We start from the raw sequence: 23,721 nt of genomic DNA on the forward strand, positions 1-23,721 counted from the left end.
CAGGCCCGGCCATTTGCCGCGCTTGCAGGCGGAACAGCCAAATGGCAGCATGCGGCCATGGTAGCGATCCGCAAGAGCTTTGAAGAAGGGCACAGGCGCAAGTTTCTGGTGGTCGTTGACGACACACCGGAATGCGACCGTGCCATCATTTACGCCGCAAAACGCGCCGCCCGCACGGGCGGCGTGGTCACCCTGCTTTTCGTCATTGCCCCCGGCGATTTCCAGCACTGGCTGGGCGTCGAGGACATCATGCGCGCCGAGGCGCAGGAAGAGGCGGAAAAGACCCTCGCCAGAGCCGCTGGCCGGGCCCGGGCTGTTGCCCGCACCGAGCCGGAGCTGGTCATCCGCGAGGGCAACAAGTCCGACGAGATCATCAAGCTGATCGAATCCGACGATGACATCGCCATTCTGGTGCTGGCGGCCGGTATGAGTTCGGAAGGCCCCGGCCCACTGGTAACGTCCATCGCCGGTAAGGCCGCCGGCAACTTCCCCATTCCCGTCACGATCGTGCCGGGCAATCTGGGTGACGATGAAATCGCCGCGCTTGCGTGACGGCAGCCAACGCGCCATTTCTTTGGCCGGACGCGTATGGATGTGCTTGACCTGTGGTCAAACGCGCCCAAGTAGTTTATAAAGATTCCAATCTGGGGCGCGTCCGGCAAGCCGTTACCGCCAGTCGAAGAGACCTTGCCCCGACGATCGACTGAGGATCAGACCCATGTTCATCCAGACCGAGGCAACCCCGAATCCCTCGACCCTGAAGTTTCTGCCCGGCCGCGTCGTGCTGCCGGAAGGCACGCATGATTTCCGCTCGGCTCATGACGCTGCTGCCTCGCCGCTGGCGCAGCGCCTGTTCGATGTGCCGGGCGTTTCGGCTGTCTTCTTCGGCCACGACTTTATCACCGTCACCAAGGACGACACCGACTGGCAGCACATGAAACCCGCCATTCTGGGCGCGATCATGGAGCAGTTCATGTCTGGCCAGCCCGTCATGCAGATGGCAGGCAATACGGATGACGGCGTGGACGGCGAGGAGTTCTTCGACGCCGCTGACGAAGAGACCGTGACGGTCATCAAGGACCTGATCGAGACCCGTGTGCGCCCGGCTGTAGCGCAGGATGGCGGCGACATCACCTTCAAGGGCTTCAAGGAAGGCATCGTCTATCTGTCCATGCGCGGCGCCTGTGCCGGCTGCCCCTCCTCCACTGCGACACTGAAGCACGGCATCCAGAATCTGCTGCGCCATTTCGTGCCTGAAGTCGAGGAAGTCCGCGCCCTGTAAGCCAGTTCACCGAAAGCCGCTCTCGACAAGCGGTGTTCGGGACACTACAGCAATCCGGATGCAGCAGCCGCTGCATCCGGATTTTCTTGAGCGGCACCCAGGGCGGTGCTGCGCTTGCAGGCCTTGCGGAGGCCGGGACAGACCATGACCCGACTGCTTGCCATCGATACGGCCCAGGCCAATTGCGCGGTCGCCGTGCTGACGCTGACGGACGGCGGCGAGACACTGATCTCCCGCAGCGAGGCCATCGGACGGGGTCATGCGGAAGCCTTGATGCCGATGATCGAGGCCGTAATGGCCGAAGCGGACGTCACCTTTGCGGATCTTGACCGGATTGCCGTCACCTGCGGCCCCGGAAGCTTTACCGGGCTCCGGGTTGGCCTGTCCGTTGCCCGCGGCTTTGCGCTGGTGCGGCAGATCCCGGCCATCGGCATATCCGTTCTGGATGGCCTTGCAGCGGAGGCCCGGGCAGAGGCAGATGGCCGGCCCGTTCTGGCTGTGCTGGAAGCCCGCGAAGACGAGATCTACGCAGCCTTTTATGATGAAACAGGCCAACCGGCAGGAGAGCCTGAGGTGGCCTTGCGGCAGGATCTGGCGGCACGCGTCACACCCGGCATGGTGCTGACCGGCTCGGCGGCACCTGCTCTTGCTGAAGCTTGCGGCCTTGCCGGCGTGAAGGTGCACGGCACGGCCACGGTCCCGGACATTGCTACGGTGGCGCGGCTGGGGGCAGCGGCGCAGGCAAGCGGCCAGCCACCGGTGCCGCTTTACCTGCGCCCGCCCGATGCCAAGCCGCAACTCAAAGGGAGGATCGAGCGGATATGAGTTTCTGGTGGTTCTGGTCTGCTCCGCCCATGATTGAGACCGTTGAAGACGAGGATCTGCCGCGCCTTGCGGATATCCACGCCAATTCCTTCGCCCATGGCTGGGATGAAGATGAACTGGCGCGACTTCGCTCGCAGGATGGCGTTCTCATGCTCCTCGCCCGCCGCGCCAGCCCCTACGGCACGCGCACACCTGTCGGCTTCGTCATCATGCGTCAGGTCGCTGATGAGGCGGAAGTGCTGACACTCGCTGTTGACCCGCGCCAGCGCGGGCGCGGCGTCGCAAAACGGCTGATGCAGGAAGCCATGTTCCGCCTTTATGGCGAACGTTGCGCCAGCGTATTTCTGGAGGTGGATGCCGCCAATGAGCCTGCCCTGCGCCTGTACCGGAGCCTCCGGTTCCAGCAGGTGGGCGAGCGCAAGGGCTATTACCGGCAGAGCGAGAAAGACGGCACCGCGCTTGTCATGCGCGCCGATCTTGGCTAATCGCTCAAGACAGGGTTCAACGCGGAAGGAAAGGGGCAGGCATGTCCGGTGACCGGCCAAACTCGCTTGCCGATCAGTGCATCGCCAAGGGCATGCGCATGACGGAGCAGCGCCGCATCATCGCCTCCGTCATCGAGGAAGCGACGGACCATCCGGATGTGGAAGAACTTTACCGCCGGGCCTCCGCTCTGGATGCCCGCATTTCCATTTCCACTGTCTACCGTACCGTGAAGCTGTTCGAGGATGCAGGCATCATCGAACGGCATGATTTCCGCGACGGGCGCTCGCGTTACGAGACGGTGCCGGACGAGCACCACGACCATCTGATCGACCTGCGCAACGGCACGGTGATTGAGTTCCGCAGCGAGGAAATCGAAGCGCTGCAGGAGTTGATCGCCAAGCGGCTCGGCTACCGGCTGGTGGACCACCGGCTGGAGCTTTACTGCGTGCCACTGGCACCCAAGGCCCCGGAGGGCGGCGATGCGGCAGAGTAAAGCGGTCTGCGTCATCCTTCTGCTGACAATCGTCTCCCTGATCCTTATTCCCCTTCAATGGCTCGCCATGAAGGCCGGTCATCCGGTGCAGCGGCAACTGCCGTATCTCTGGCACCGCATTGCCACACGGCTCGTGGGCATCCGCATCACGCAGAAGGGCAAGCCTGCCAGCCACCGGCCGCTTCTGATCGTTGCCAATCATGCGTCCTGGGTGGACATCACCGTTCTGGGCGCAGTGATGCCGCTGTCCTTCATCGCCAAATCGGAAGTGGAGGGCTGGCCCATCTTCGGGCTTTTCGCAAAGCTTCAGCGCACGGTTTTCGTCAATCGCACCCGCCGCACCGAGACCGGCGCCGTCGCCAGCCAGATTGCCGGACGCATGGCCAGCGGGGATGCCATGGTGCTGTTTGCCGAAGGCACGTCCAACGACGGAAACCGGGTTCTGCCCTTCCGCTCGGCTCTGCTGGGCGCAGCAACCAAGGCGCTTGAAAATGGCGCGCCGGTTGAGGTGCAGCCGCTGTCCATCGTCTATGCCCGCCAGCAAGGCATTCCGCTGGACAGGCGCACCCGTGCGCGCATTGCCTGGTATGGCGACATGGAGCTGGGCGGCCACCTGTGGGGCGTGTTCTGCAATGGCGCCATTGATGTGGAGCTGACCTGGGGCGAGCCGGTGGAAGTGAGCCCCGGAACTGACCGCAAGGCCCTGACTGCCCGCCTTCATGCCGATGTGGAACGCATGACTATTGCCGGGCTGACGGGACGCATGCCGCTGGACCCGGAGGCCCGTGAGGCTGAAGTTCCGGTCAGCGAAGCAACACAATGACGCCTCGCCTATTCTCATCGGCGGCAAAAGCGGCTAAAGCTGGCGGAAATCGAGGGCGGCCTCTCCTGTGACGGCAAACCGTCACATGGCCCCTGTATATCTGATCTGCGCGAGCCTGCGTGATGGTGTTGACCGTCCGGGCGCCGTGAGGAGCTCATGACCCAGCGTTCCAGTGAACTGCATCCGGCCAGCCCGGCCCATTCCCACACCAATGGCAGCCAGACGGTTGGCGGCGAAGGCTCTGACGAAGCCGTGGTCAGCAGGCGGGCGGAAGGCAGTGAACAGGACGGCATGAAGAAGGTCTTCGTGCGCACCTATGGCTGCCAGATGAATGTCTATGACAGCGACCGGATGGCCGATGTGCTGGGCCCCCAGGGCTACCGCACCACGGACAGCATGGATGACGCGGATCTGGTGATCCTCAACACCTGCCACATCCGCGAGAAGGCGGCCGAAAAGGTCTATTCCGAGCTTGGCCGCATCCGCAAGCTGAAGGACGAGCGCGGTCCCGGCGGCAAGCCGCTTATGGTGGGTGTTGCCGGCTGCGTGGCACAGGCGGAGGGCCAGGAAATTGCCCGCCGTGCGCCCGTCGTGGACATGGTCTTCGGCCCGCAGAGCTATCACCGCCTGCCGGACCTGATCGCCCGCGCCTCACGCGGTGAAAGCGTGGTGGAGACGGAATTCGAGATCGAGGACAAGTTCGATCATCTGTCAAAGGAAGCTGCGAAGCCGGGCCTGAAGCGGGCTCCTTCTGCCTTCCTGACCGTGCAGGAAGGCTGCGACAAGTTCTGCACCTTCTGCGTGGTGCCCTATACGCGTGGCTCTGAAGTGTCGCGCCCGCTGGCCCAGATCCTGCGAGAAGCTGAGCAGATGACCGCACAGGGCGTGCGCGAGGTGACGCTGCTGGGGCAGAACGTCAACGCCTGGCATGGCGATGGCCCGGATGGAAAGCCTCTCGGCCTTGGCTATCTGCTGCGGCGCCTTGCGGACATTCCGGGGCTCGACCGGCTGCGTTACACCACGAGCCATCCGCGCGACATGGATGACGAGCTGATTGCCGCGCACCGGGACCTGAAGGAACTGATGCCCTATCTGCACCTGCCGGTGCAATCGGGCTCCGACCGTATTCTGGCAGCGATGAACCGCCGCCATACGCGCGAGGATTACTTCCGCCTGATCGACCGCATCCGCGAGGCCGCGCCCGGCCTGGCACTCTCGGGGGATTTCATCGTCGGCTTCCCCGGAGAAACGGATCAGGATTTCGCCGATACGCTGGATCTGGTGCGGCGGGTGGAATATGCCGCCTGCTTCTCCTTCAAATACAGCCAGCGCCCCGGCACGCCGGGGGCAACCATGGCAGATCAGGTGCCGGAAGACGTGAAGAGCGCCCGGCTGATCGAGCTTCAGGCCTTGCTGGCCGATCAGCAGCGCGCCTTCAACCGCTCCCGTGTCGGAATGCAGATGGACGTGCTGTTCGAGAAGGTTGGACGCATGCCCGGTCAGATCACCGGCAAGTCTCCCTGGCTGCAACCGGTACAGGTGGACGGTCCGCAGGATCTGATTGGCACGATCCAAACCGTGGAAATTTACGACACGGGCTCCAATTCGCTGTTCGGACGGCTGATTGCAGGGCACACTGAGACTGCGCTCGATTTCCCGAGCCCTGCCAAGGAGGCGGCCATTGACGCGTGACAGCCAGACAACGCTTCGCAAGCCCTCTGACCGGGGAGCAGTCCCTGCCTCTGACATGACCCACATTGTCCTTGCGTTCGATGACAACAGGCTGATTGGTGACCTTTTTGGCCAGTTTGACCAGAACCTGGCTCTGATCGAGCAGCGTCTTGGCGTCGATGCCATTGCCCGCGGCAATCAGGTGACGTTGAAGGGCAAGCACCGCCAGTGCGAGCAGGCACGCCACGCACTCGAATCACTTTACCAGCGCCTGCAGCAGGGCCATGAAATCCATCCGGCCGACGTGGAAGGTGCAATGCGCATGGCGGTGGCAGCTGAGGCCCAGCTGCCGCTTCCGACGCTGGAGCCCCGCTCACGCCTTTCCTTCGCCCAGATCTCGACCCGCAAGAAGACGGTTGTCGCCCGCACGGCAGCGCAGGACGCCTATATCCGCTCCATGGACCGGGCAGACCTTATCTTCGGAACGGGTCCTGCCGGCACGGGTAAGACCTTCCTCGCCGTCGCCTATGCCGCAGCCCTCATCGAGCGCGGCGATGCCTCGCGGCTGATCCTCTCCCGCCCTGCCGTTGAAGCGGGCGAGCGCCTCGGCTTCCTGCCGGGCGACATGAAGGAGAAGGTCGATCCCTATCTCCGCCCGCTTTACGACGCGCTTTACGAAATGATGCCGCCGGAAAAGGTCGATCGCGGCCTGCAATCCGGCATGATCGAAGTGGCGCCGCTCGCCTTCATGCGTGGACGCACATTGTCCAATGCCGTTGTGCTTCTGGATGAGGCGCAGAACACCACGACGATGCAGATGAAGATGTTCCTCACCCGTCTGGGCGAGAACTCCAAGATGATCGTCACCGGTGACCCGAGCCAGATCGACTTGCCCATGGGCCAGAAGTCGGGCCTGCGCGAGGCGCTGGAGCTGCTGCCGGAAATCGAGGGCGTTGCCCACGTGCAGTTCACCGATGTGGACGTGGTGCGCCACGAACTGGTGGCCCGCATCGTGCGCGCCTATGACGATGCCAGCCGTGAAGAGCTGCAGGAGCGGGAGCGCCGGCACGCCCAGCGCGCCGCCGCCGCGCAGCAGCCGGAGTAAGCGCTGTGGCCCCTGCCCCTGCTGCCGCCAGCGCCTTGCCGGAAGATTTTCTACTGGACCTCAGCGTCGAATGTGATGGCTGGCTGGAAGAAGACGAGCTGGAGGCCCTGAGCCTGCGCGCCGCGGAAGCCGCCTTCCGCATTGGCGGATTGAAGGCCATGCCCGGCTCCGAGTTGTCGCTTCTTTTCGTCGATGACGAGCGCATCCGCGAGCTCAACGCCGAATGGCGGAACAAGGACAAGGCCACGAATGTTCTCTCCTTCCCCGGCGGGGAAGAGATGAACGGGCTTTACGGCCCTCTGCTTGGTGATATCGTGTTTGCACTGGAAACAGTCTCAAAGGAGGCTGAAGAGCAGGATATTTCCTTTCAGGACCATTTTTTGCATCTTGTTGTGCACGGACTCCTTCATCTTTTCGGATATGATCACCAGATGGAGGCCGAGGCCGAAGAGATGGAGGATCTGGAACGCCGGATCCTTGCCAGCATGGGCATTGCCGACCCGTATGCGGACGCACCGCTTGTGGCAGATGACCCGCAGGAGCCCTGATCCCGCAAGGGTGACAGCAGGGACAACGAACGAATGGACAGATGACAGTTTCTGACAGTGGCAGTATCGCAACGCCTGCGGCCAGTCCGGCTTCCGTGCCGGTTCAGGAAGATGGCGCCGACCCACGACTATCCGGGCCCCGAAAACCGGGGCCTTTGGCCCGAATTGCCGGGCGCCTTGCACGGCTGCGGCGCAGCAGCGCCTCAAGCCTGCGGGAAAATCTCCAGGATGAGCTTGCCCGCGAAATGGTTGAAGGCGGGGACACGGCCTTTTCGCCGGAAGAGCGTCTGCTGCTCGGCAACATCCTTCGCCTGCGCGAACTGCGCGTCGATGACGTCATGGTTCCCCGCGCGGATATCGAGGCCGTGGACGACAGTGTAACGCTGGGCCGCCTCATGGAAGTGTTCCGCGAGAATGGTCACTCCCGCATGCCGGTCTATCATGAGAGTCTTGATGACCCGCGCGGGATGGTTCACATCAAGGACCTGATGGCCTTCATCGCCCGTCTTGCCACACCGTCAGATGCCGGGGCCACAAAAGACACCGATGTATCTGCCAAGAATTCTGCCCTTGATCTGACCTTGATCGACCTGACGCTGACGCTCGCCGAGACTGGCCTGTTGCGTCCGCTTCTGTTCGTGCCTCCCTCCATGCCCGCAACCGACCTGATGGCCAAGATGCAGGCCAGCCGCGTGCAGATGGCGCTTGTCATCGACGAATATGGCGGCACGGATGGCCTCGTCTCAATGGAAGATATTGTCGAGACGGTCGTCGGGGATATCGAGGACGAACACGACGAGGACGAAGAGGCAATGCTTCAGCCGGCCGGCGACGGCGTCTGGATTGCCGATCCCCGCATTCCGCTGGAAGAACTGTCTGAACAGCTGGGCACCGGCTTCAACGCCGGAGAAATGGCCGAGGAAGTCGACACCTTGGGCGGTATGCTGTTCACACTGCTGGGACGGGTGCCGGTGCGCGGTGAGCTCATCGCCCCCAAGGAAGTCACCGGCTACGAGTTCGAGGTGCTGGATGCGGACCCGCGCCGGATCAAGCGGTTGAGGGTGCGCAAGCGCCGCGCAGAAGGCCGCGCGGGCGACCAGAGGCGGCGGCCAAAGCGTGACGAAAAGACAGCTGGCACGGAGCCTCCGGCCGCATAGCTTGCCGGAGCTCTGAAATGCCGCCGCATCATGCCTGGAAGCTGCCGGTCTCTGCCCCGGTCTGGTCTGATCAGAGGCAGGCCCAGAGGACTTGACCTGCGCTCTATCGACCCCCACATGCTGCGGGCCGGACGCGGCGGAGAAACATGACAATGCCCTTCCTGCCAGACCTGATACGGCGTGCCGCCAGCCCATTCCTTCTGGCCCACGGCAAAAGACGTTGGTTTCTGGCCTTTGCTGCAGGGGCAGCTTCTGTTCTGGCTCTGCCGCCGTTCAACGTTCTTCCCGCGCTCTTTGTCACTCTGCCGGCTCTCGTTTGGCTGATCGACGGCGCGGCCGGCGTAAAGGACAGCGTCTCGCCCAGCAAACAGATCCGCGCCGGCTTTGTCATTGGCTGGTGCTTCGGATTTGGCTACTTCCTTGCAGGCCTGTGGTGGATCGGCAGCGCCTTTCTGGTGGAGGCCGAGCAATATGCCTGGATGCTGCCCTTTGCCATTGCAGGTCTTCCGGCCGGACTTGCGTTGTTTCATGCCGCTGCGATTGCCCTGGCAACCCGCTTCTGGCCCGAACATGCGGGCCGCTTGCTGCTGCTCGCCGGGCTTCTGGCCATTTCGGACTGGCTGCGCGGGCACATTCTGACCGGTTTTCCCTGGAACAGCTTCGGTTACAGCGTCTCCGGCAGCCTTGCGCTATCCCAGAGCGCCAGCCTCATTGGCATTTTTGGGCTGAGCGCCCTTGTCACCGCATGCGCGGCCGCCCCGGCGGCCCTCGCAGATGCCGGGCGCCGCAACTGGCTGCCGCTGGGACTGAGCCTGGCCCTCCTCGCCGGCCTCTGGGGCTGGGGTACTGCGAGGCTTGCAAAGCCAGTGGAACTGACTGAGCCACCTATAAACATTCGCGTCATACAACCCAATATCGCGCAAAAAGAGAAATGGCTCCCTGAGAATAAAGTTTCGATTTTTAGAAGCTATCTTGGGTTGAGCAAGTCTGCCAAAATCGATAATTCGACAGACACAACGCCCAAAGTCTTCGTCTGGCCGGAATCTGCATTTCCTTTTCTTCTAACAAGTTCCCCCGAAGCTCTTTCCGAGATCGATTCTCTCCTTGAGCCAAATCAGACACTTGTTACGGGCGCAATTCGTTCCGAACGAGGACCTGATGGCATAAAATATTACAATAGCATCTACGTCATCGGAGATCGCAGCGAAATTCTGGAGGCCTATGACAAGGTGCGCCTTGTGCCCTTCGGAGAGTACCTCCCCTGTCCGGACTTCTCGAGCGGCTGGGCATCCGGAAGCTGGTGAACGCCCCCGGCGCTTTCACGGCAGGCTATGCAACGCGCGTCTTGCAGACACCGGGGCTGCCGCCCTTTCTGCCGCTGATCTGCTATGAAGCAATCTTTCCGCAAATGGCATCAGAGGCCAGAAGCCGCCCGGACTGGCTGCTCAACGTCACAAATGACGCCTGGTTCGGCGACACGGCCGGCCCCCGCCAGCATCTGGCGCAAGCCCGGTTCCGGGCAATTGAACAAGGATTACCCCTTGTCAGATCTGCCAATACAGGTATATCAGCTGTTATTGATCCGTATGGCCGCGTAATGGGCTCTCTGGCTCTCAACCGGTCAGGCGTGATTGACGCACACCTGACTGCACCGTTGCCGGCAACGCTTTATGTCCGGTACGGAGATGCAGGGCTGGCCGGACTCCTTATCATTTTTACTACATTTTTTACTTTAATGGGCCTCAACCTACCTTCGCGTCATAATTGATATTGAATGGGAGAGTCCGCGAGCATAGTGTAGTACAACCGCAGCTTCCGGAGGAGCCGCGGAAACCGCGAAACAGAGGACCGGCAGTGGGTGGTCCGGTCCACACCCGTAGCGCCAGGATGGCAGCTCAATGTGTGTTTCGAGTTCTTGATAACCTGCGTGCTCCTTCTGGCCGGAAGACACGCTGAAGCGAAAGATGAGGGCAATGCCCAGCAAAAAGCACCTAACCCGATCGACGTGCATGTCGGCAGCCGCGTCCGTCTGCGCCGCATGATGCTTGGCATGAGCCAGGAGAAGCTCGGTGAGAGCCTCGGCATCACGTTCCAGCAGATTCAGAAATACGAGAAAGGCACCAACCGTATTGGTGCCTCGCGCCTGCAGCACATCTCGACCGTACTGAAGGTGCCGGTTGCCTTCTTCTTCGAAGACGCTCCCGGTTCGCCGGACGACTTTGAGGGCTTTGGCGAGTCGCAGCCGACCTCGTATGTGGTTGACTTCCTCTCCTCCTCCGAAGGCCTGTCCCTGAACAAGGCCTTCGTGCGGATCGAAGACCCCAAGGTGCGCCGCAAGATCGTTGATCTGGTCCGCGCCCTTGCCGGCGACGAGGCCTGACACAAGACTTTGAAGTCGCTGTTACATCACGCCTTGAGAATGCTGAGACGGCATAAGGGTTTGATTACATTCCGGAGCGACAGGCTCGCCGGGCTGCAGCGACAGATGATCTTCAACGGCGAGGGAACTTGACGCTCGCTGGTCAATCTGCTTCATCACTTGACTTGGCGGCGGAGGAAATCCGCCGCCATGTTCATATTTTCCCAGAAGGACGTTCGGCTATGGCCCGTCAGGACTATCTCTTCACCTCCGAGTCTGTCTCGGAAGGTCACCCCGACAAGGTGTGCGACCGCATTTCCGATGCCGTCGTTGACGCTTACCTGCGAGAGATGCCGGAGGCACGCGTTGCCTGCGAGACCCTCGCAACCACGAACCGCATCGTGATTGCCGGTGAAACCCGTGGCCCTGCGACCATCACCAAGGACTACGTGGCCCATCTGGCGCGTCTGGCTGTCAAGGACATCGGCTACGCCCAGGAAGGCTTCCACTGGGAAAACTGCGACATTGCCGTGCACCTGCACGCCCAGTCCGCCCACATCGCCCAGGGCGTTGACGCCGGCGATAACAAGGACGAAGGCGCAGGCGACCAGGGCATCATGTTTGGCTATGCCTGCCGCGAGACGCCGGAGCTGATGCCCGCGCCGATCTACTACTCCCACAAGATTCTGCGCCTGCTCGCCGAAGCCCGCAAGTCGGGCCGCGAGCCGGTGCTTGGGCCTGATGCCAAGAGCCAGGTAACGATCCGCTACAAGGGCGGCGTGCCGGTGGGCGTCAGCTCCATCGTGCTGTCCACCCAGCACCTTGACGCCACCTTGACCTCCCGCGATGTGCGTAACATCGTCGAGCCCTACATCCGCAGCGCCCTTCCGGATGGCTGGATCGACGAGCAGACCGCATGGCACGTCAACCCGACCGGCGCCTTCGTCATCGGCGGACCTGACGGCGACTGCGGCCTGACAGGCCGCAAGATCATCGTGGACACTTACGGCGGTGCAGCCCCGCACGGCGGCGGCGCATTCTCCGGCAAGGACCCGACCAAGGTGGACCGTTCGGCTGCTTATGCCGCACGCTACCTCGCCAAGAACGTCGTTGCTGCTGACCTCGCCGACCGCTGCACCATTCAGCTGTCCTACGCCATCGGTGTGTCCGAACCGCTGTCGGTCTATGTCGACCTGCATGGCACAGGCCGCTGCGATGAAGCCAAGCTCGAAAAGGGCCTGCGCGACGTCATGAGCCTCACCCCGCGTGGCATTCGCCAGCACCTGAAGCTCAATGCCCCGATCTACGAGCGCACCGCAGCCTACGGCCACTTCGGCCGTGCGCCGGAAGCAGATGGCGGCTTCTCTTGGGAAGCCACTGATCTTGTTGGCGCGCTCAAGGGCTTTGCCGGCTGAGGCAGCCCGTCTACATGAACCGGAGCGCCGGCTGCCCGATGGCGGCCGGCGTTTCCTATCCGGGGGCACGCTTGCTGAACGGCCCCAGCCTTTCGTTTGACCGCAACGGACCCATGACTGATTTCTACGACGGTTCCTTCTATGGACGGCGCAAGGGCAAGCCGCTGACGCCGCGCCAGAATACGCTGATGGAAACGGACATGCCGCGCCTGCGGCTTGATCCGTCCGTTCCCGCGCCTGCGGACCTTGCCAGTCTGTTTGAAGCGTCCGTGCGCGAAGTCTGGCTGGAAGTGGGTTTCGGCGGCGGCGAGCACCTGCTGCACCGGGCCCGCGAGAATCCGGACGTCGGCATCATCGGCATCGAGCCTTTCAGCACTTCCATGGGCAAGGCGCTGGTCGAGGTGGTGGATGGAGGACTGAAGAACGTGCGTCTTTATGACGACGACGCCGTGCAGATCCTCGACTGGCTGCCGGAGGCCAGCCTGTCCCTTGCCTACCAGCTCTATCCGGACCCCTGGCACAAGAAGCGCCACTGGAAGCGCCGCTTCATCAGCCCGAAAAACCTGGACCGCTACGCCCGCGCGCTGCGTCCGGGATCGCAGTTCCGCTTTGCCAGCGACATCGACACATATGTGGATTGGACCCTGCGCCATATCCGTGACCACGAAGCCTTTGAATGGACGGCGGAAACGGCCGATGACTGGCGCCTGCCCTGGGCTGGCTGGCCGGGCACCCGCTATGAGGCCAAGGCGCTCAGGGAAGGCCGCGTGCCGCGTTATCTCACCTTCCTGAGGCGGTGAGCCTTCATAGAAAGCATCTGCCGGAGGGCGGCATCCGGGCTTTGCCCTTGCTTTTCCGGCAGACTTGCGTATAAAGGTGTCATTCATCTTCTCTAGCGGCTCGATCGGAGCAGTATGAGAGTGGGCCCCGCGAAGGACCCGCTCTTTTTTGTTTAGGCCGGTCGTGATGCTGGCGGAATGGGTGGCCGGGAGATCCTGGCGCCAGTCCGCCCCCGGACAGGAGACACGCATTGAGTTTGCAAGAGCCCCGTATCGTCATCGAAGACGGCCTTGATGCCCGCGTCGCGGCCATTGTGGAACCGGTGATCGCCGACCTTGGCTACCGGCTGGTACGCGTGAAGATCAGCGCCGCAAACGGCTGCACCCTGCAGATCATGGCTGAGCGCCCGGACGGCACGATGACCGTGGATGACTGCGAGGAGATCAGCCGCGCCGTTTCGCCCGCCCTCGACGTCGACGATCCGATCAATCGCGCCTATCATCTGGAAGTCTCCTCGCCGGGCATCGACCGCCCGCTGGTGCGCGAGAGCGATTTCGTCCGCTGGTCCGGCCACGAGGCGAAGATTGAGATGTCCGTTCCGCAGGATGGCCGCAAGCGTTTTCGCGGCGTGATCACCGGCGTTGAAGGCGGGTCTGCCGTGCTGCGTCTTTCCGACGCGCCGGAAGGCGCCCCGAACCCGGTTCTCCTGCCGCTTGGCGAGATTGGCGAGGCCCGGCTGGTGCTGACCGATGATCTGATCCGCGCTGCGCTCAAGGCAGAGAAGGCGGCCCTTGCCGCCCGTGGCATCGATGCCGATGACCTTGATGACGACGACACGGAATTCGAATACGAGCACGACAACGACGACGAAGATGATGACGGGGACGGCTCCTCCGGAGACCGGGCCAACTGAGGCCTTCCCTTTTCAATGCTTTGAGACAAGCGCGCGGAGAACAGGCGCGCAAGAGGAGTGAACGAGAATGGCTATCAGCGCGAACCGGCTGGAACTGCTCCAGATCGCCGATGCGGTTGCCCGTGAAAAGACGATCGACCGGGGCATCGTGATCGCTGCCATGGAAGACGCCATCCAGAAGGCGGCCCGTTCCCGCTACGGCACCGAGACGGAGGTGCGCGCCGAGATCAATCCGAAGACCGGTGAGATCCGCCTGCAGCGCCTGCTCCAGGTGGTCGAAAACGTGGAGAACTTCTCCACGGAGATCGCGTTCGAGGATGCCAAGCGGCGCAACCCGGAAGCCACCATCGGCGACTACATCGCCGAGCCGCTGCCGCCGCTCGACTTCGGCCGTATCGCTGCCCAGTCCGCCAAGCAGGTGATCGTGCAGAAGGTGCGCGAAGCCGAGCGTGACCGTCAGTTCGACGAGTTCAAGGACCGTATCGGTGAAGTGGTCAACGGCACGGTCAAGCGCGCTGAATACGGCAACGTCATCGTCGACCTTGGCCGTGGTGAAGGCATCGTGCGCCGCGACGAGCTGATCCCGCGTGAGCTGTTCCGCACCGGCGACCGTATCCGCGCCTATATCTATGACGTGCGCCGCGAACAGCGCGGCCCGCAGATCTTCCTGTCGCGCACCCATCCGCAATTCATGGCGAAACTCTTTGCGCAGGAGGTCCCGGAGATCTATGATGGCGTCATCGAGATCAAGGCTGTGGCCCGCGACCCGGGTTCGCGTGCCAAGATCGCCGTCATTTCCAAGGACAGCTCCATCGACCCGGTCGGCGCCTGCGTTGGTATGCGCGGCTCTCGTGTTCAGGCCGTTGTGGGCGAGCTTCAGGGCGAGAAGATCGACATCATTCCGTGGAACCCGGATGAGGCAACCTTCATCGTCAACGCCTTGCAGCCGGCAGAAGTCGCCAAGGTCGTGGTGGACGAGGACGCTGAGCGTATCGAAGTCGTGGTGCCGGACGAGCAGCTGTCGCTGGCCATTGGCCGCCGCGGCCAGAACGTGCGCCTGGCGTCGCAGCTGACCGGCTGGGCCATCGACATCATGACCGAGCAGGAGGAAAGCGAGCGGCGCCAGAAGGAATTCCAGGAGCGCTCCACCCTGTTCATGGAATGCCTCAACGTGGATGAGATGGTTGGCCAGCTGCTGGCGACCGAAGGCTTCACGTCTGTTGAGGAAGTGGCCTATGTCGATCTCGAGGAAATCTCGATGATCGAAGGCTTCGATGATGACACCGCCGAGGAAATCCAGGCCCGTGCCCGCGATTACCTCGCCGAGCTGGAAGCCAAGCAGGACGAGGAGCGCCGCGCTCTGGGTGTTGCCGACGAGCTGCGCCAGATCGATGGCCTGACCACCGCGATGCTGGTTGCCCTTGGCAAGGATGGCATCAAGACGATCGAGGATCTGGCAGGTTGCGCCGCCGATGATCTGGTGGGCTGGACCGAGCGCAAGGATGGCGAGACCAAGCGTTTCGACGGCGCCCTGTCGTCCTTCGCAGTGTCGCGCACCGACGCCGAGGGCATGGTGATGGCTGCACGCCTTGCGGCAGGCTGGATCACCGAGGAAGAGCTTGCTGCCCATATGGGCACATTTGAGGAAGAAGCGGAAGGCGGCGAAGAAGAAGACGCCGGCGAGACCGCCTGACGAAAAGGCCTCCGCGGCGGTTTTGCCGTGGAGCACATCCGCAGGACGGGCAAGGGCACGGCCTGGGTGCCCGCCTTGCGGGATGAACGCAAACCAGAACCTGCCTGAGGCCTTGTAAGAGGATCGGGCAGGCGGAAGGAATGGAGGCCCGCCGGGTGCCGAGGAAGAACGAGCCGCTGGAACGGCAATGTGCGCTCTCGCGGGCGGTCTTGCCGGTTTCGGAGCTGATGCGCTTCGTTCTGGACCCGGAAGGTCATGTCGTGCCGGACCTCAAGCGTCAGCTGCCGGGGCGCGGGGTCTGGGTCACGGCGAAACGTGAGGCCGTCGAGACGGCCGTGAAGAAGCGTGTTTTCGCCAAGGCCTTCAAGGCAGAGGTGAAGGCGGAGCCCGGACTGGCGGATCTTATCGATACGCTGCTCGTCAAGGGCGCGCTGTCCGCACTGTCCCTGTGCCGCAAGGCCGGGGAACTGGTGACCGGGTTTTCCAAGGTCGAAGCCGCGCTGCGGCGCGATCCTGTGATCGCCCTCATTCATGCCTCGGATGCATCCGGGGACGGAATTCGAAAGCTCGCGGCAGCCGCTGCGAGCCAGACAGAGCTGGCAAGCGGCCGTCCGGTCGTCCGTTTGTTCGATTCGACTCAATTGGATTTGGCATTGGGTCGCACTAATGTGATACATGCTGCACTGCTCGCTGGCCGGGCGAGCGAAGGCTTCCTTGAACGTGTGCGTCAACTGGAGGCTTTCCGGGCAGGTTCCGTCACGTATGAACGCTGTGGCGCGGACAGTGCGGTAGCGCAGGACTGAAGGCAAATATGAACGATACGAAGAATCCAGGCGACAAGACGATCAACGTCGAGCGGAAGACCCTCGGCCTCAAGCGGGGCGGCGTCGAACAGGGAACTGTTCGCCAGAGCTTCTCCCATGGCCGGTCGAAGGCTGTCGTCGTGGAAAAGAAGAAACGCCGGGTCGTGGTTCCCGGCCAGGAAGGGCGTCCCGAGGGCGAGGCCCCGGCAGCAGCATCTGCGCCGGCCGAGCGTCCGCGTGAGGCAGCTCCTGCCCCCGCACAGGCCCAGTCCCCCGCGCCCCAGCGCCAGCAGCAGCCGCAGAACCAGGGCGGCGACCGCAATCAGCAGCAGCGCCGTGGGCCGCAGCAGCAGAACCGCGGCCAGCAGCAGCGCCCAGGTGGCGGTGCCGTGCTCCGTTCCCTGACCCAGGAAGAGGCAGCCGCCCGTGCCGCCGCCCTCAAGCTTGCGCAGCAGCGCGAGATCGAGGAGCGCAAGCGCGCGGAAGAGGAAGCTATCCGCCGGGCTGAGGAAGAGGCGATCCGCCGCGTCGAGGAAGAAGCCCGCCGCAAGGCCGAAGAGGAAGAGCGCGTCCGCCGCGAAGCCGAAGAGGCAGAGCGCCGCGCAGCCGAGCCGGAAGTCCAGCCTGAGCCGGTGAAGCCGGCTGCGGCGGCTCCCGCCGCTCCTGCTCCGGCCGCCCGTGCTGAAGCTCCCGCAGGCCGCAAGCCCGAGGCCGCTGCCACAACCGAGCGTCCGCGCCCGGCCGCTGGCCGCACAGCCGAGGAAGAAGCCGAGGAAGAGCGCAAGAACGGCCTGCGGACCGTCAAGCGCCCGAAGACCCCGGCAGCTCCGGTTGCCAAGCGCAGCACCGGCGATGACCGCCGCCGTTCCAAGCTGACCATTTCTGCCGCGACCGGCGGGTCGGACGAGCAGCGTTCGCGCTCGCTTGCCTCCCTGCGCCGCCGCCGTGAAAAGGAAAAGCGTGGCGGCATGCAGGCTGTGCGCGAGAAGATCTCGCGTGAAGTGATCCTGCCGGAAGTCATCACCATCCAAGAACTCGCCAACCGTATGGCAGAACGTTCCGTGGACGTGATCAAGCTGCTGATGAAGCAGGGCCAGATGCTGAAGATCAACGACGTGATCGACGCAGATACGGCCGAGCTGATCGCTTCCGAACTGGGCCACACGGTCAAGCGCGTCTCTGAAGCGGACGTGGAGGACGGCCTGTTCTCCGCAGCCGACGAGGAAGGCACCCTGATCTCGCGTCCCCCGGTCGTCACGATCATGGGTCACGTTGACCACGGCAAGACCTCGCTCCTGGATGCGATCCGCAATTCCAAGGTTGTGACGGGCGAAGCCGGTGGCATCACCCAGCACATCGGCGCCTATCAGGTCGAGAAGAATGGTCAGAAGATCACCTTCATCGATACGCCGGGCCACGCCGCCTTCACGCAGATGCGTGCCCGTGGTGCCAAGGCAACCGATATCGTTGTTCTGGTGGTGGCTGCCGATGACGGCGTCATGCCGCAGACCAAGGAAGCGATTTCGCATGCCAAGGCTGCCGGTGTGCCGATCATCGTTGCCATCAACAAGATCGACAAGCCGGCCGCTGATCCGAACCGCGTGCGGACCGAACTGCTCCATGACGAGATCGTCGTGGAATCCATGGGCGGTGACACCATCGACGTGGAAGTTTCGGCCAAGACCGGCCTGAACCTCGACCGCCTGCTGGAAATGATCCTGCTGCAGTCGGAAGTTCTGGAACTGCGCGCCAATCCGGAGCGCACCGCAGAAGGTCTCGTCATCGAAGCCCAGCTCGACAAGGGCCGCGGTCCGGTGGCAACCGTTCTGGTGCAGAAGGGCACCCTGCGCGTTGGCGACATTCTTGTCGCCGGCGGTGAGTGGGGCAAGGTCCGCGCCATGCTGGACGAGGATGGCAACCAGGTGAAGGAGGCCGGTCCCTCCAAGCCGGTCGAGATCCTTGGCTTCCAGGGCACACCGGACGCTGGCGACCAGGTTGCCGTCGTCGAGAACGAAGCCCGTGCCCGCGAGATCGTGGACTACCGTCAGCGTCAGAAGCGCGAGAAGCTGTCTGTGCTGAAGGCCGGTTCGCGCGGCTCGCTGGAGCAGATGATGAGCCGTCTGCAGAGCGGCGGCCGCAAGGACTTCCCGCTGGTGGTCAAGGCGGACGTGCAGGGCTCGGCGGAAGCCATCGCCCATGCGCTGGAGAAGCTCGGCAACGACGAAGTCGGCGCCCGTATCCTCCTGTCCGGCGTTGGCGGCATCACCGAGAGCGACGTCACGCTGGCGACCGCCTCGAATGCCTCGATCATCGCGTTCAACGTGCGCGCCAACAAGCAGGCCCGTGAAGCGGCCGAGCGTGAAGGCATCGAGATCCGCTACTACAACATCATCTACGACCTCGTGGATGACGTGAAGGCGGCGATGTCCGGCATGCTGGCTCCCGAGCGGCGCGAAACCTTCATCGGGTATGCCGAGATCCGCGAGATCTTCGACATCACCAAGGTGGGCAAGGTGGCAGGCTGCCTTGTCACGGAAGGTATCGTCGAGCGCGGCGCCGAAGTCCGCCTCATCCGCGACAACGTCGTGGTGCACGAAGGCAAGCTCGGCACGCTCAAGCGCTTCAAGGACGACGTCAAGTCTGTCGAATCCGGCCAGGAATGCGGCATGAACTTCGTCAACTACCAGGACATGCGCGTCGGCGATGTCATCGAGTGCTTCCGCGTCGAGCAGATCGCCCGCACGCTGTAAGGCAAGCGCCACGCCCGGCGGCATCCGCCGGGCATCGAGCCAGATGAAATGCTGGCAGGATTGCACGCCGGCGCGAGGAATTTCCTTTGCGCCGGCGGTTTGTTTTCGCAGGGCACCGGCCGTCCCCGGTGGACCTGTTTGAGTGGATGACCCAATGGCCAAAACATCAGGAGAGGGCGCCGGCATGCCCTCGCAGCGCCAGCTTCGCGTCGGCGAAATCGTGCGTAAGGAACTGTCGGAAATTCTCACCCGCGGCCAGCTGTCCGATCCGGATCTGGACGGGGTGATCATCACCATCCCGGAAGTGCGGATGACGCCAGATCTGCGTCTGGCCACCTGCCTGATCATGCCTCTGGGCGGCCAGAACGGCGACAAGGTGGTGAAGGCGCTGAACCGCAGCGCCAAGTACTTCCGCGGCCAGGTATCCCGCCGCATGACCATGAAATTCATGCCGGACCTGCGCTTCATCCTCGACACCCGGTTCGACGACGATGACCGCATCGGCGCGCTGCTGCACTCGCCGGATGTCCGGCGGGACTATGCGGATGGCGATGACGGCGAAGCCGGTGACGACACTAGAGACTGAGCCGCAGCTTTCAGGTCCATCAGGAATTTCAGGAAACAAACATGTCCCGTCCGCAGAAGCAGCGCCGCCCGCGCAATGCCATTGACGGCTGGCTGGTGCTCGACAAGCCCTATGGCCTGACCTCCAATGACGCCCTGTCGCGCCTGAAGCGCATCCTGCATCCGGAAAAGGTGGGCCATGCCGGCACGCTGGACCCGCGTGCCTCCGGCTGCCTGCCGATTGCCTTTGGCGAGGCGACCAAGACCGTTCCCATGGTCATGAACGGACGCAAGATCTACCGCTTTGAGGTCACCTGGGGCGCAGAAACCAATACGGATGACACCGAAGGCGAGGTCATCGCCACGTCGGATGTGCGTCCGGATGCGGCTGCCATCGGTGCGGTACTGCCGGAGTTCACCGGCACCATCCTGCAGGTGCCGCCGAAATTCTCGGCCATCAAGGTGGACGGCGAGCGCGCCTATGACCTTGCCCGGGACGGCGAGGAGGTGGAGCTGGAAGCACGGCCCATCGACGTGCACCGCCTGACGCTGGTGGATATGCCCGACGAGAACCGGGCCGTCTTTGAAGCCGAGTGCGGCAAGGGCACCTATGTGCGGGCACTCGCGCGTGACCTTGGCCGCCGTCTTGGCACCCGCGGCCATGTGACCGAACTGCGCCGCCTGCTGGTCGGGCCTTTTGGCGAAGCGGATATGGTGACGCTGGATGAGCTAAGCGAAGCCGCCGAAGAGGCTGAAGGCAATGTGGAAGCCCTGATGGACTTCCTGCTGCCCGTGCGCGAGGCGCTGGAAGACCTGCCGGAAGTGCCGGTCAGCAGCGACGATGCGGCGCGTATCCGCCAGGGCATGGCGGTGCTTCTGCGCGGACGCAGCGCGCCGCTGTCCTGCGATCTGGCCTTTGCCAGCCATGGCGGCACACCGGTGGCGCTCGGCTTCATTGACAAGGGCCGGTTCCAGCCTTCGCGCATTCTTCACCTTTAGGAACGGCGGGGAGCAGCCTTTCAAGATTCTTCTGGAATTTGCAGGCCGTCTCCGTCATATTCCCGCGCAATCGGGCCAATGATGGCCCCGATCCCTTTGCCCGACCTTCGCTGGACGACATCCCGGCCCTGGCTGAACGGCAGAAGCGGCATAAGGCGGCCATGAGCCGCCAAGATACAGCTGGCCCGGCCAGTTTCATCCCAAGAAAGGACATACCGATGTCGATCACTGCAGAGCGCAAGGCGCAGCTCATCAAGGAATATGGCATCAAGGAAGGTGACACCGGTTCTCCGGAAGTGCAGGTCGCTGTTCTGACCGAACGGATCACGAACCTGACCGAACACTTCAAGGGACACGTCAAGGACAACCATTCCCGCCGTGGCCTGCTGAAGCTGGTGGCCCTGCGCCGTTCCCTGCTCGACTACCTGAACCGCAAGGACGAAGCGCGCTACAAGGCGCTGATCGCACGCCTCGGGATCCGTCGCTAAGGATCAGAAGGAAACGCGGTGGGTGGATTTGCCCGCCGCGTTTGCTTATAGGAAGTCTCATGACAGTCATGGGGCAGGATCGCCGGATGCTCTCCCGGCAGTGCCAAGGTGGCACGGGAAGCGTCTTGCCGTCTTGCCCATGATCTGTCCCCGGTAACCGGCCCGTCCGGGGCCAGCCGGAAACCGCCCGCATGCCAAGGGGCTGCGGACGCATATGTAAGGACATTGCATGTTCAATATTCATCGTGTTGAAGTCGACTGGGCAGGCCGCCCGCTCGTGCTCGAGACCGGCAAGGTTGCCCGTCAGGCTGACGGCGCCGTGATGGCCACCTATGGCGAGACCAAGGTGCTGGCCACTGTCGTGTCCGCCAAGGAGCCGAAGCCCGGTCAGGACTTCTTCCCGCTCACCGTCAACTACCAGGAAAAGGCCTTCGCGGCCGGCAAGATCCCGGGTGGCTACTTCAAGCGTGAAGGCCGTCCGTCCGAGCACGAGACGCTGACCTCGCGCCTGATCGACCGCCCGATCCGCCCGCTCTTTGCTGACGGCTACAAGAACGACACCCAGGTGATCGTGACCGTACTGTCGCACGACATGGAGAACGCTCCGGACATCCTCGCCATGGTCGCAGCTTCTGCTGCCCTGACCCTGTCGGGCGTTCCGTTCATGGGCCCGATCGGCGGCGCCCGCGTCGGCTACATCAATGGCGAATACGTGCTGAACCCGGCCGTTGACTCCATGGCCGATCTCGCTGCTCGACCTCGTGGTCGCCGGCACCAATGACGCCGTTCTGATGGTGGAATCCGAAGCCAAGGAACTGAACGAAGACGTCATGCTCGGCGCCGTGATGTTTGGTCACCGCGGTTTCCAGACCGTGATCGACGCCATCATCAAGCTGGCAGAGACCGCAGCCAAGGAGCCCCGCGCTCTCAACCTGCCGGATCACTCCGAGCTCTTTGGCAAGATCAAGGGCATCGCTGCCGCCGATCTGACCGCCGCCTACAAGATCACCTCCAAGACCGAGCGCAAGAACGCCGTTGATGCGGCCAAGGCCAAGGTCGTGGAAGCTGTCATCACCAACGGCGGCGACGCAGCTCCGGCTGGCACCGTTGTGGGCGAGCTGTTCAAGAAGCTGGAAGCCGAGATCGTTCGCGGCGCCATCATCGAGACCGGCCACCGCATCGACGGCCGCGACCTGAAGACCGTCCGTCCGATCGTTTCGGAAGTCGGCATCCTGTCGCGTGCACACGGCTCCGCCCTGTTCACCCGTGGTGAAACCCAGGCGATGGTCGTTGCCACCCTCGGCACCGGCGAAGACGAGCAGTTCGTTGACGCGCTGGAAGGCACCTACAAGCAGCACTTCATGCTGCACTACAACTTCCCGCCCTATTCCGTGGGCGAGACGGGCCGCATGGGCTCGCCGGGCCGCCGTGAAATCGGCCATGGCAAGCTGGCATGGCGCGCCATCCATCCGATGCTGCCGAACCACCACGAGTTCCCCTACACCCTGCGTGTCGTCTCCGAGATCACCGAGTCGAACGGCTCGTCCTCGATGGCAACCGTCTGCGGCACCTCGCTGGCGCTGATGGATGCAGGCGTGCCGCTGAAGGCTCCGGTGGCCGGTATCGCCATGGGTCTCATCAAGGAAGGCGAAAAGTTCGCCGTTCTGTCCGACATTCTCGGCGATGAAGACCACCTCGGCGACATGGACTTCAAGGTGGCTGGTACGGCTGCTGGTGTCACCTCGCTGCAGATGGACATCAAGATCGACGGTATCACCGAAGAGATCATGAAGGTCGCTCTGGATCAGGCTCGTGACGGCCGCATCCACATCCTCGGCGAAATGTCCAACGCGATCACCGAAGCCCGTTCGGAACTCGGCGAACATGCGCCGCGCATCGAAGTGCTGAAGATCCCGGTCGACAAGATCCGTGAAGTGATCGGTTCGGGCGGCAAAGTCATCCGCGAAATCGTGGAAAAGACTGGCGCCAAGATCAACATCGAGGACGACGGCACCGTCAAGGTCGCCTCCTCCGATGGCAAGGCGATCAAGGCTGCGATCAACTGGATCAACTCCATCGCCGCTGAGCCGGAAATCGGCATGATCTACGAAGGCACGGTCGTGAAGTGCGTCGATTTCGGCGCCTTCGTGAACTTCTTCGGCGCCAAGGACGGCCTCGTCCACATTTCCCAGCTCGCCCCGCAGAAGGTTGCCAAGGTCACCGACGTGATCAAGGAAGGTGACAAGGTGTGGGTCAAGCTCATGGGCTTCGACGAGCGCGGCAAGGTCCGCCTGTCCATGAAGGTTGTCGATCAGGCAACCGGCAAGGAAATCGAGAAGGAAAAGGAAGCGGAATAATCCGCTTTCAGATCCTGAAAGACATGGGGACCCGGGCCGCAAGCCCGGGTCTTTTCTTTTTCTGTGCTGCGTGATCTGTAGCCAGGCCAGATATGCCTCTGCGTCCCTTACAGCCTTCCGCCTGCACAGCTCCATCCCGTAAACGGGAACCTGGCAGCTGAGGCATGATTGCATGCATGCAGGGCGCACAGCTTCGCAACCACAAGGCCT

At 63.0% G+C, this 23,721-nt stretch carries 22 protein-coding genes and 1 pseudogene; all 23 read left to right on the forward strand.

Annotated elements, in window-relative coordinates; all coding sequences use genetic code 11:
- The first annotated feature begins 57 nt into the window (after positions 1-57).
- Positions 58-552, forward strand: coding sequence for a universal stress protein (locus ACQB61_RS17995; protein ID WP_430513735.1), 495 nt, complete (start codon positions 58-60; stop codon positions 550-552).
- A 166-nt stretch (positions 553-718) separates the two neighbouring features.
- Positions 719-1,282, forward strand: a complete 564-nt coding sequence (locus tag ACQB61_RS18000; protein ID WP_186391542.1) for a NifU family protein — start codon at positions 719-721, stop codon at positions 1,280-1,282.
- 144 nt (positions 1,283-1,426) lie between these two features.
- Positions 1,427-2,107 carry a tRNA (adenosine(37)-N6)-threonylcarbamoyltransferase complex dimerization subunit type 1 TsaB gene (gene tsaB, locus ACQB61_RS18005; protein WP_430513736.1) on the forward strand — a complete coding sequence of 227 codons (681 nt, stop codon included), beginning with the start codon at positions 1,427-1,429 and terminating at the stop codon, positions 2,105-2,107.
- The gene (rimI, locus tag ACQB61_RS18010; protein WP_430513737.1) at positions 2,104-2,592 is read left to right on the forward strand and encodes a ribosomal protein S18-alanine N-acetyltransferase; all 489 of its coding nucleotides are present in this window, start codon (positions 2,104-2,106) and stop codon (positions 2,590-2,592) included. Before tsaB ends, rimI begins: the two co-directional genes overlap by 4 nt.
- Positions 2,593-2,633: 41 nt before the next feature.
- Positions 2,634-3,086 carry a Fur family transcriptional regulator gene (locus tag ACQB61_RS18015; RefSeq protein ID WP_019963775.1) on the forward strand — a complete coding sequence of 151 codons (453 nt, stop codon included), beginning with the start codon at positions 2,634-2,636 and terminating at the stop codon, positions 3,084-3,086.
- Complete coding sequence (locus ACQB61_RS18020) at positions 3,073-3,909, forward strand: lysophospholipid acyltransferase family protein (protein ID WP_430513738.1); 837 nt, start codon at positions 3,073-3,075, stop codon at positions 3,907-3,909. Before ACQB61_RS18015 ends, ACQB61_RS18020 begins: the two co-directional genes overlap by 14 nt.
- A gap of 291 nt (positions 3,910-4,200) precedes the next feature.
- A complete protein-coding gene (gene miaB, locus ACQB61_RS18025) occupies positions 4,201-5,601 on the forward strand; it encodes a tRNA (N6-isopentenyl adenosine(37)-C2)-methylthiotransferase MiaB (protein WP_430514408.1) in 1,401 nt (466 codons plus the stop codon).
- A gap of 55 nt (positions 5,602-5,656) precedes the next feature.
- The gene (locus ACQB61_RS18030) at positions 5,657-6,685 is read left to right on the forward strand and encodes a PhoH family protein (protein WP_430514409.1); all 1,029 of its coding nucleotides are present in this window, start codon (positions 5,657-5,659) and stop codon (positions 6,683-6,685) included.
- A 5-nt stretch (positions 6,686-6,690) separates the two neighbouring features.
- Positions 6,691-7,233, forward strand: a complete 543-nt coding sequence (ybeY, locus tag ACQB61_RS18035; RefSeq protein WP_430513739.1) for an rRNA maturation RNase YbeY — start codon at positions 6,691-6,693, stop codon at positions 7,231-7,233.
- A 41-nt stretch (positions 7,234-7,274) separates the two neighbouring features.
- Entirely contained in the window at positions 7,275-8,390 is a 1,116-nt protein-coding gene (locus ACQB61_RS18040) for a hemolysin family protein (RefSeq protein WP_430513740.1), read from the forward strand.
- 152 nt (positions 8,391-8,542) lie between these two features.
- Positions 8,543-9,694, forward strand: coding sequence for an apolipoprotein N-acyltransferase (lnt, locus tag ACQB61_RS18045; protein ID WP_430514410.1), 1,152 nt, complete (start codon positions 8,543-8,545; stop codon positions 9,692-9,694).
- Entirely contained in the window at positions 9,691-10,158 is a 468-nt protein-coding gene (locus tag ACQB61_RS18050) for an apolipoprotein N-acyltransferase (RefSeq protein WP_430513741.1), read from the forward strand. The genes lnt and ACQB61_RS18050 overlap by 4 nt, the downstream gene beginning before the upstream one ends.
- A 168-nt stretch (positions 10,159-10,326) precedes the next feature.
- On the forward strand, positions 10,327-10,770 hold the full coding sequence (locus tag ACQB61_RS18055; RefSeq protein WP_430514411.1) for a helix-turn-helix domain-containing protein: 444 nt from the start codon (positions 10,327-10,329) through the stop codon (positions 10,768-10,770).
- Between the two features lie 221 nt (positions 10,771-10,991).
- The gene (gene metK / locus ACQB61_RS18060) at positions 10,992-12,164 is read left to right on the forward strand and encodes a methionine adenosyltransferase (RefSeq protein WP_430513742.1); all 1,173 of its coding nucleotides are present in this window, start codon (positions 10,992-10,994) and stop codon (positions 12,162-12,164) included.
- A gap of 113 nt (positions 12,165-12,277) precedes the next feature.
- Positions 12,278-12,964, forward strand: a complete 687-nt coding sequence (gene trmB / locus ACQB61_RS18065) for a tRNA (guanosine(46)-N7)-methyltransferase TrmB (protein ID WP_430514412.1) — start codon at positions 12,278-12,280, stop codon at positions 12,962-12,964.
- A gap of 230 nt (positions 12,965-13,194) precedes the next feature.
- A complete protein-coding gene (gene rimP, locus ACQB61_RS18070) occupies positions 13,195-13,857 on the forward strand; it encodes a ribosome maturation factor RimP (RefSeq protein WP_430513743.1) in 663 nt (220 codons plus the stop codon).
- A 67-nt stretch (positions 13,858-13,924) separates the two neighbouring features.
- A complete protein-coding gene (gene nusA / locus ACQB61_RS18075; protein WP_430513744.1) occupies positions 13,925-15,550 on the forward strand; it encodes a transcription termination factor NusA in 1,626 nt (541 codons plus the stop codon).
- Positions 15,551-15,690: 140 nt separating this feature from the next.
- The gene (locus ACQB61_RS18080) at positions 15,691-16,353 is read left to right on the forward strand and encodes an RNA-binding protein (protein ID WP_430513745.1); all 663 of its coding nucleotides are present in this window, start codon (positions 15,691-15,693) and stop codon (positions 16,351-16,353) included.
- 8 nt (positions 16,354-16,361) lie between these two features.
- Complete coding sequence (gene infB / locus ACQB61_RS18085) at positions 16,362-19,103, forward strand: translation initiation factor IF-2 (protein ID WP_430513746.1); 2,742 nt, start codon at positions 16,362-16,364, stop codon at positions 19,101-19,103.
- 154 nt (positions 19,104-19,257) lie between these two features.
- Positions 19,258-19,689, forward strand: a complete 432-nt coding sequence (gene rbfA, locus ACQB61_RS18090) for a 30S ribosome-binding factor RbfA (RefSeq protein ID WP_430513747.1) — start codon at positions 19,258-19,260, stop codon at positions 19,687-19,689.
- Positions 19,690-19,730: 41 nt separating this feature from the next.
- Positions 19,731-20,666 (forward strand): tRNA pseudouridine(55) synthase TruB, encoded by a 936-nt coding sequence (truB, locus tag ACQB61_RS18095; protein WP_430513748.1) that lies wholly within the window; start codon positions 19,731-19,733, stop codon positions 20,664-20,666.
- 218 nt (positions 20,667-20,884) lie between these two features.
- On the forward strand, positions 20,885-21,154 hold the full coding sequence (gene rpsO, locus ACQB61_RS18100; RefSeq protein WP_430513749.1) for a 30S ribosomal protein S15: 270 nt from the start codon (positions 20,885-20,887) through the stop codon (positions 21,152-21,154).
- Between the two features lie 229 nt (positions 21,155-21,383).
- A pseudogene (gene pnp, locus ACQB61_RS18105) lies at positions 21,384-23,511 on the forward strand (polyribonucleotide nucleotidyltransferase).
- Positions 23,512-23,721 lie beyond the last annotated feature (210 nt).

Source organism: Pannonibacter phragmitetus (genome assembly GCF_050510895.1).
GTDB lineage: Bacteria > Pseudomonadota > Alphaproteobacteria > Rhizobiales > Stappiaceae > Pannonibacter > Pannonibacter phragmitetus_B.

Coding starts and splice junctions, on each gene's coding strand:
- trmB (WP_430514412.1), top strand. CDS start 12,278: ATGACTGATTTCTACGACGGTTCCTTCTATGGACGGCGCAAGGGCAAG.
- rbfA (WP_430513747.1), top strand. CDS start 19,258: ATGGCCAAAACATCAGGAGAGGGCGCCGGCATGCCCTCGCAGCGCCAG.
- metK (WP_430513742.1), top strand. CDS start 10,992: ATGGCCCGTCAGGACTATCTCTTCACCTCCGAGTCTGTCTCGGAAGGT.
- ACQB61_RS18030 (WP_430514409.1), top strand. CDS start 5,657: ATGACCCACATTGTCCTTGCGTTCGATGACAACAGGCTGATTGGTGAC.
- nusA (WP_430513744.1), top strand. CDS start 13,925: ATGGCTATCAGCGCGAACCGGCTGGAACTGCTCCAGATCGCCGATGCG.
- tsaB (WP_430513736.1), top strand. CDS start 1,427: ATGACCCGACTGCTTGCCATCGATACGGCCCAGGCCAATTGCGCGGTC.
- rimI (WP_430513737.1), top strand. CDS start 2,104: ATGAGTTTCTGGTGGTTCTGGTCTGCTCCGCCCATGATTGAGACCGTT.
- truB (WP_430513748.1), top strand. CDS start 19,731: ATGTCCCGTCCGCAGAAGCAGCGCCGCCCGCGCAATGCCATTGACGGC.
- ACQB61_RS18015 (WP_019963775.1), top strand. CDS start 2,634: ATGTCCGGTGACCGGCCAAACTCGCTTGCCGATCAGTGCATCGCCAAG.
- ACQB61_RS18020 (WP_430513738.1), top strand. CDS start 3,073: ATGCGGCAGAGTAAAGCGGTCTGCGTCATCCTTCTGCTGACAATCGTC.
- ACQB61_RS17995 (WP_430513735.1), top strand. CDS start 58: ATGGTAGCGATCCGCAAGAGCTTTGAAGAAGGGCACAGGCGCAAGTTT.
- ACQB61_RS18040 (WP_430513740.1), top strand. CDS start 7,275: ATGACAGTTTCTGACAGTGGCAGTATCGCAACGCCTGCGGCCAGTCCG.
- lnt (WP_430514410.1), top strand. CDS start 8,543: ATGCCCTTCCTGCCAGACCTGATACGGCGTGCCGCCAGCCCATTCCTT.
- rpsO (WP_430513749.1), top strand. CDS start 20,885: ATGTCGATCACTGCAGAGCGCAAGGCGCAGCTCATCAAGGAATATGGC.
- ACQB61_RS18000 (WP_186391542.1), top strand. CDS start 719: ATGTTCATCCAGACCGAGGCAACCCCGAATCCCTCGACCCTGAAGTTT.
- ACQB61_RS18080 (WP_430513745.1), top strand. CDS start 15,691: ATGGAGGCCCGCCGGGTGCCGAGGAAGAACGAGCCGCTGGAACGGCAA.
- miaB (WP_430514408.1), top strand. CDS start 4,201: ATGAAGAAGGTCTTCGTGCGCACCTATGGCTGCCAGATGAATGTCTAT.
- infB (WP_430513746.1), top strand. CDS start 16,362: ATGAACGATACGAAGAATCCAGGCGACAAGACGATCAACGTCGAGCGG.